Source organism: Micromonospora sp. D75, assembly GCF_018070405.1.
Taxonomy (GTDB): Bacteria; Actinomycetota; Actinomycetes; order Mycobacteriales; family Micromonosporaceae; genus Micromonospora; species Micromonospora chalcea.
Genome location: NZ_JAGPXV010000385.1, coordinates 1 through 5,685 on the forward strand (window position 1 = coordinate 1; position 5,685 = coordinate 5,685).

The following is a 5,685-nucleotide window of genomic DNA, read 5'->3' on the forward strand; positions in this document are numbered from 1 at the left end:
CGACCGGGTGGTGGCCGCCGCCGCCGACGCGGCGCTCGACCGGGTCGGCCTGCACCACAGGGGTACGGCGCTCGCCGGCACCCTGGCCCACGGCGAGAAGCGCAAGCTGGAGATCGCGCTGCTGCTCGCCGGGGAGCCCCGGGTGATGCTGCTGGACGAGCCGATGGCCGGGGTGAGCGCCGAGGACGTGCCCGAGCTGGTCAGCGTGATCAAGTCGCTGACCGGGGACAGCGGCCGGGCGGTGCTCATGGTGGAACACCACATGGACGTGATCCTGGAACTGGCCGACCGGATCGCCGTGATGCACCACGGCGCGCTGCTGGCGTGCGACACCCCGGAGACGGTGATGGCGAACGCCACAGTGCAGGAGGCGTACCTGGGGGAGGCGCTCTGATGACCGAACCTGTCCTGTCCGTGGCGGACCTGTCCGTGCGGATCGCCGGACTGCACATCCTCCAGGGCGTGTCGTTCGAGGTCGCGCCGACCGGCGTGACGGTGCTGCTCGGGCGCAACGGCGTCGGCAAGACCACCACGCTGCGCGCGATCGTCGGGCTGACGCCGCGCGGCGGCGAGGTGCGCGGCAGCGTACGCATGGGGGCGCGCAGCCTGCTCGCCCGCCCCACCCACCGGCTGGTCCGCGACGGCCTCGGCTACGTGCCGGAGGACCGCTGCGTCTTCGCCGGGCTCACCGTCGCGGAGAATCTGCGGCTCGCGGAACGGCGCGGTGTCGCGCCCGCGTACGACAAGGTCTTCTCGCTCTTCCCGGAGCTGGAGCGGCGCGGACGGCAACGGGCCGGCTCGCTGTCCGGCGGGCAGCAGCAGATGCTCGCGATCGGCCGGGTGCTGCTCAACGACAACCGGCTGCTGCTCGTCGACGAGCCGACGAAAGGGCTGGCGCCGAAGGTGGTGACCGAAGTGGCCGAGGTGCTGGAACGGGTCGCGGAATCCGTGCCGGTGCTGCTGGTCGAGCAGAACCTGGCGGTGGTACGGCGGCTGGCGACCGACGCGGTGGTGCTCTCCGCCGGCAAGGTCGCCTGGACCGGTGACGCCCAGGAGTTGCTGCTGGAGACCGCGTTGACGAAGTCGTTGCTCGGTGTGGGTTCTGGCTCCGGGGAGGTGCACGCGTGAACACCGTGGTCCTGCTGACGCTGACCGGGCTGGGCCTGGCGGCGCTCTACTTCCTCGTCGCCTCCGGCCTGTCGCTGGTGTTCGGCCTCGCCGACGTGCTCAACTTCGCGCACGGGCTGTTCCTCGGCGTGGGCGCGTACGCGACGTGGTGGGCCTCGGGCAACCTGCCCGGCGCCGGACCGGACGGGTTCGGCTTCGTGCTCGCCGTCGTCTTCGGCGTGCTGGCCGGTTCGCTCGTCGCCGTGCTGGTGGAGCTGGTGCTGATCCGGCCGCTCTACTCCCGCACCATCGAGCAGGTGCTCGTCACCGTCGGCCTGTCGCTCGCCGGGGTGGCGCTGCTCCAGGCCACCTGGGGCGCCGACCCGCGACCGTTCCCGCGCCCGGAGTGGAGCCGGAACGTGACGTCGGTGCTCGGCGCGCAGGTGCCGAACGCCGGGCTGCTGCTGATCGTCGCCGCCGCTGTGGTGCTCGGCGCGTTGCTGGCGTTCCTGCGCTGGACCCGGTACGGCCTGATCATCCGGGCCGGCGTGGAGAACCGGGAGATGGTGACGGCGCTCGGCATCGACGTGCGCAAGGCGTTCACGCTGGTCTTCGCGATCGGCGGGGCCGCCGCCGCGCTGGCCGGCGCGCTCGGCGGCGTCTACTTCGGCACCGTCTCGCCGGGGCAGGGCGGCTCACTGCTGATCTTCGCGTTCATCGTGGTGGTGATCGGCGGGATGGGCTCGGTGGTCGGGTCCGCGTACGCGGCAGTCGCGGTGGGGCTGCTGCAACAGTTCGTCAACTACTACGGCACGTCCGGGCTGGGCGACCTGTGCGTGGTCGGTCTGCTCGCCGTGGTGCTGCTGCTGCGTCCGCAGGGCCTGGCCGGAAAGGTGGCTCACGCATGACCAACTCGGTGGTCGACGCGCCTCCGGCGCAGGTGCCCGACGAACTGACCCCCGGGCGTTCCCGCTGGCACGGCCTGCGTCCGTACCTGCCGTTGGTGGCCCTGGTGGTGGCGGCGATCCTGCCGTACTCGACGCTGAACCTGCCCGGGATCTTCGAGGGGCCGCTGAACTCGCCGGGCACGCTGCAACTGCTCGCCATCTGCCTGGTGTTCGGCGGGCTCGCGGCCGGATACGACCTGCTGTTCGGGCGTACCGGAATGCTCTCCTTCGGCCACGCCCTCTACTTCGCCGCCGGGGTGTACGGCACCGACATCCTGGTCACCAAGGCCGGGCTGCCGCTGTGGCAGGCCGCCGTGCTCACGGTGATCGGCGGGACCACGCTCGCCGCGCTGCTCGGCGCGGTGGCGCTGCGCACCGTCGGCATCGCGTTCGCCATGGTGACGCTGGCGTTCGCGCAGGTCGGGGCGATCCTGGTGGCCCGCGACTTCGGTGGCCTCACCGGCGGCGAGGAGGGCCTGCCGCTGGACGTGTCGGGGCTGCCGGCTGCCTTGGTGGGCGTCACCAACACGGTGAACCTGTACTGGCTGGCGCTGGCGTACCTGGCCATGGTGGTCCTGGTCGTGCACCGGGTCAGCGCCTCGCCGACCGGACGGGTGCTGGCTGGGCTGCGCGACGACGAGCGGCGGATCGGCGTGCTCGGGCTCGACCCGTACCGGTTCAAGCTGGTCGCGTTCACGCTCGCCGGTGGGCTCGCGTCGGCCGGTGGGGTGGTCTACGTGCTGATCGTCGGCGGTGCCAGCCCGCACATCACCTCGTCGGAGCTGACGCTGTCGCTGCTGGTCATGGTGGTGCTCGGCGGCCCCGGTACGCGGTGGGGGCCGGTGCTGGGCGGCGTCCTGTACATGTACCTGGACCACCGGCTCACCGCGTTCGGCAGCAGCGACGCGGTGAACAGCCTGCCCGCGTTCCTCAGTCACCCGCTGAGCCAGCCGTTGTTCGTCCTGGGCACGGTGTTCATCCTGGCCGTCTACTTCTTCCCCGGCGGCCTGGCCAGCCTGCGCTCCCGCGTGACCCCCCTCCTGAAGGCCCTCCACCGCCCCCGCTGACCTCCGGCCCCCTCCCTCCACCCCGTTGATCAAGGAGTTTGTGTCCTGATTTCGCGGTTAGGATGACGCAAACTCCTTGATCAACGGGGAGAGCGGGGAGCGGGGAAGGGGAGCGGTCATGGGGGAGCGGCGGCTGGCTGTGGTCAGTGGGGGTGGGACCGGGATCGGGGCTGCCGTGGCACGGGGGCTCGTCGGGGACGGGTTCGACGTTCTCGTGGTGGGGCGGCGGGGGGACGTGCTCGACGCCGCCGCGCGGCGGATCTCTGACGAGAGCGGGCGGGACGGGGCGGTCACGGCCGTCGTCGCCGACCTGACCGATCCGGGGCAGGTCGGCGCGGTCGTGGACGCCGTGGGTGAGCGCGCCGTGGACGCCGTCGTCAACAACGCCGGTGGATTCCTGGGCGGGTCCACCGATTCGCTCGGCGGGGTGGCGGACTGGTGGCGGGCCAACCTGGACGCCAACGTGCTCACCGCCGTACTGCTCACCGAGGCGCTGCTGCCCGCCCTGCGCCGCCCCGGCGGCCGGGTTGTCCTGCTCAGCTCGATCGCCGCGCAGCGCGGCGGCGGCGGGCCGTACTCGGCCGCGAAGGCCGCGCTGCACGGCTGGGCGTACGACCTGGCCGCCCAACTCGGCCCGGACCAGATCACCGTGAACGTGGTCAGCCCTGGCTACGTGGCCGAGACCGAGTTCTTCGGCGACCGGATGACGCCCGAGGGGCACGCCAAGCGCGTCGCCGCCACGCTCGTCGGCCGAGCCGGTGTGCCGGACGACATCGCGGCGGCGGTCAGCTACCTGGTCGGCCCGTCCGCCGGGTACGTCACCGGGCAGGTGCTCGGCGTCAACGGCGGTTCCGTACTCGGCCGCTGACACGCGGAAGGGACGGCGGCCCCCGCCACCCCTGGTAGAAATGCCGGATGAGCCAGGATCGGACGGCCGTACGGGAACGCGCCGAAGCGGTGCTGCGGCGGCTGGCGGGTGACCACGCCCGGCTGCGCGAGGACCAGTGGCGGGCCATCGAGGCCCTGGTGGTCGACCGGCGGCGGGTGCTCTGCGTGCAGCGCACCGGCTGGGGCAAGTCGGCCGTCTACTTCGTGGCGACCGCGCTGCTGCGCGAGGGCAACCGGCACGGGCCGACGGTGATCGTCTCGCCGCTGCTGGCGCTGATGCGCAACCAGGTCGAGTCGGCCGCCCGCGCCGGCATCCGGGCCCGCACCATCAACTCGGCGAACCTGGACGAGTGGGACGAGATCACCGCCGAGATCCACGCCGGGGCGGTCGACGTGCTGCTGATCAGCCCGGAGCGGCTGAACAACCCGGACTTCCGCGACGGCGTACTGCCGAAGCTCGCCGCCACCACCGGGCTGCTGGTGGTGGACGAGGCGCACTGCGTCTCCGACTGGGGGCACGACTTCCGCCCCGACTACCGGCGGCTGCGCACGTTCCTGGCCAACCTGCCCGAGCGCACGCCGGTGCTGGCCACCACCGCCACCGCCAACGCCCGGGTCACGCAGGACGTGGCCGAGCAACTCGGTGACGCGCTGGTGCTGCGGGGCACGCTCGACCGGGAGTCGCTGCGCCTGGGCGTACTCGATCTGCCGAGCCCGGCCCACCGCCTGGCCTGGCTGGCCGACCACCTGGACCGGCTCCCCGGCTCGGGGATCATTTACACGCTCACTGTCGCGGCGGCCACCGAGACGGCCGACTTCCTGCGTGGCCGGGGCTGGTCGGTCGCCTCCTACACCGGGCAGGCCGAGGACGCCGACCGGCGGGCCGCCGAACAGGACCTGCTGGACAACAAGATCAAGGCGCTGGTCGCCACCAGCGCGCTCGGCATGGGCTTCGACAAGCCCGACCTCGGCTTCGTGGTGCACCTGGGCGCGCCGCCGTCGCCGATCGCCTACTACCAGCAGGTCGGCCGCGCCGGCCGGGCCGTCGAGCACGCCGAGGTGCTGCTCCTGCCCGGCGTGGAGGACGCGGCCATCTGGCGGTACTTCGCCTCGCTCGCCTTCCCGCCCGAGGAACAGGTCCGCGCCGTGCTCGCCGCGCTGGACACCGAGCGGCCGATCTCCACCCAGGCCCTCGAACCGGTGGTCGACCTGCGCCGGGCCCGGCTGGAGCTGATGCTCAAGGTGCTCGACGTGGACGGCGCGGTCCGCCGGGTGCGCGGCGGCTGGCTCGCCACCGGCGAGCCGTGGGTCTACGACGAGGCCCGGTTGCGGCGCGTCGCCGACGCGCGCGCTGCCGAGCAGCGGGCCATGCGGGAGTACGCCTCGACGTCCGGCTGCCGGATGCGCTACCTGCGGGAAGGGCTGGACGACACCGGGGCGGCCGACTGCGGGCGGTGCGACAACTGCGCCGGCCCGCTGTTCGAGGCAGCCGTCTCCGACGAGGCGCTGACCGCCGCGCAGACGTTCCTCGGGCGCCCCGGCGTCGCGATCCCGCCGAAGAAGCTCTGGCCGACCGGGTTGGAGGCGGTCCGCGTACCCCTGAAGGGCCGCATCCCCCCGGCGGAGCAGGCGCTGCCCGGCCGGGCCGTGGGACGCCTCTCCGACCTGGGGTGGGG

General features: G+C 72.9%; 6 protein-coding genes. All 6 read left to right on the top strand.

The window, feature by feature from the left end:
* A partial coding sequence (locus KBX39_RS21100; protein WP_210872119.1) for an ATP-binding cassette domain-containing protein occupies window positions 1-394 on the top strand: 394 nt, incomplete at its 5' end.
* Window positions 394-1,128, top strand: a complete 735-nt coding sequence (locus KBX39_RS21105) for an ABC transporter ATP-binding protein (protein WP_069088018.1) — start codon at window positions 394-396, stop codon at window positions 1,126-1,128. The genes KBX39_RS21100 and KBX39_RS21105, both read left to right, overlap by 1 nt.
* The gene (locus KBX39_RS21110; RefSeq protein WP_043328154.1) at window positions 1,125-2,015 is read left to right on the top strand and encodes a branched-chain amino acid ABC transporter permease; all 891 of its coding nucleotides are present in this window, start codon (window positions 1,125-1,127) and stop codon (window positions 2,013-2,015) included. Before KBX39_RS21105 ends, KBX39_RS21110 begins: the two co-directional genes overlap by 4 nt.
* Complete coding sequence (locus tag KBX39_RS21115) at window positions 2,012-3,121, top strand: branched-chain amino acid ABC transporter permease (RefSeq protein ID WP_166457656.1); 1,110 nt, start codon at window positions 2,012-2,014, stop codon at window positions 3,119-3,121. Before KBX39_RS21110 ends, KBX39_RS21115 begins: the two co-directional genes overlap by 4 nt.
* A gap of 118 nt (window positions 3,122-3,239) precedes the next feature.
* Window positions 3,240-3,989 carry an SDR family NAD(P)-dependent oxidoreductase gene (locus tag KBX39_RS21120; RefSeq protein ID WP_210872121.1) on the top strand — a complete coding sequence of 250 codons (750 nt, stop codon included), beginning with the start codon at window positions 3,240-3,242 and terminating at the stop codon, window positions 3,987-3,989.
* A 47-nt stretch (window positions 3,990-4,036) separates the two neighbouring features.
* The coding region (locus KBX39_RS21125) for an ATP-dependent DNA helicase RecQ (RefSeq protein WP_210872123.1) at window positions 4,037-5,685 on the top strand (1,649 nt) is incomplete at its 3' end.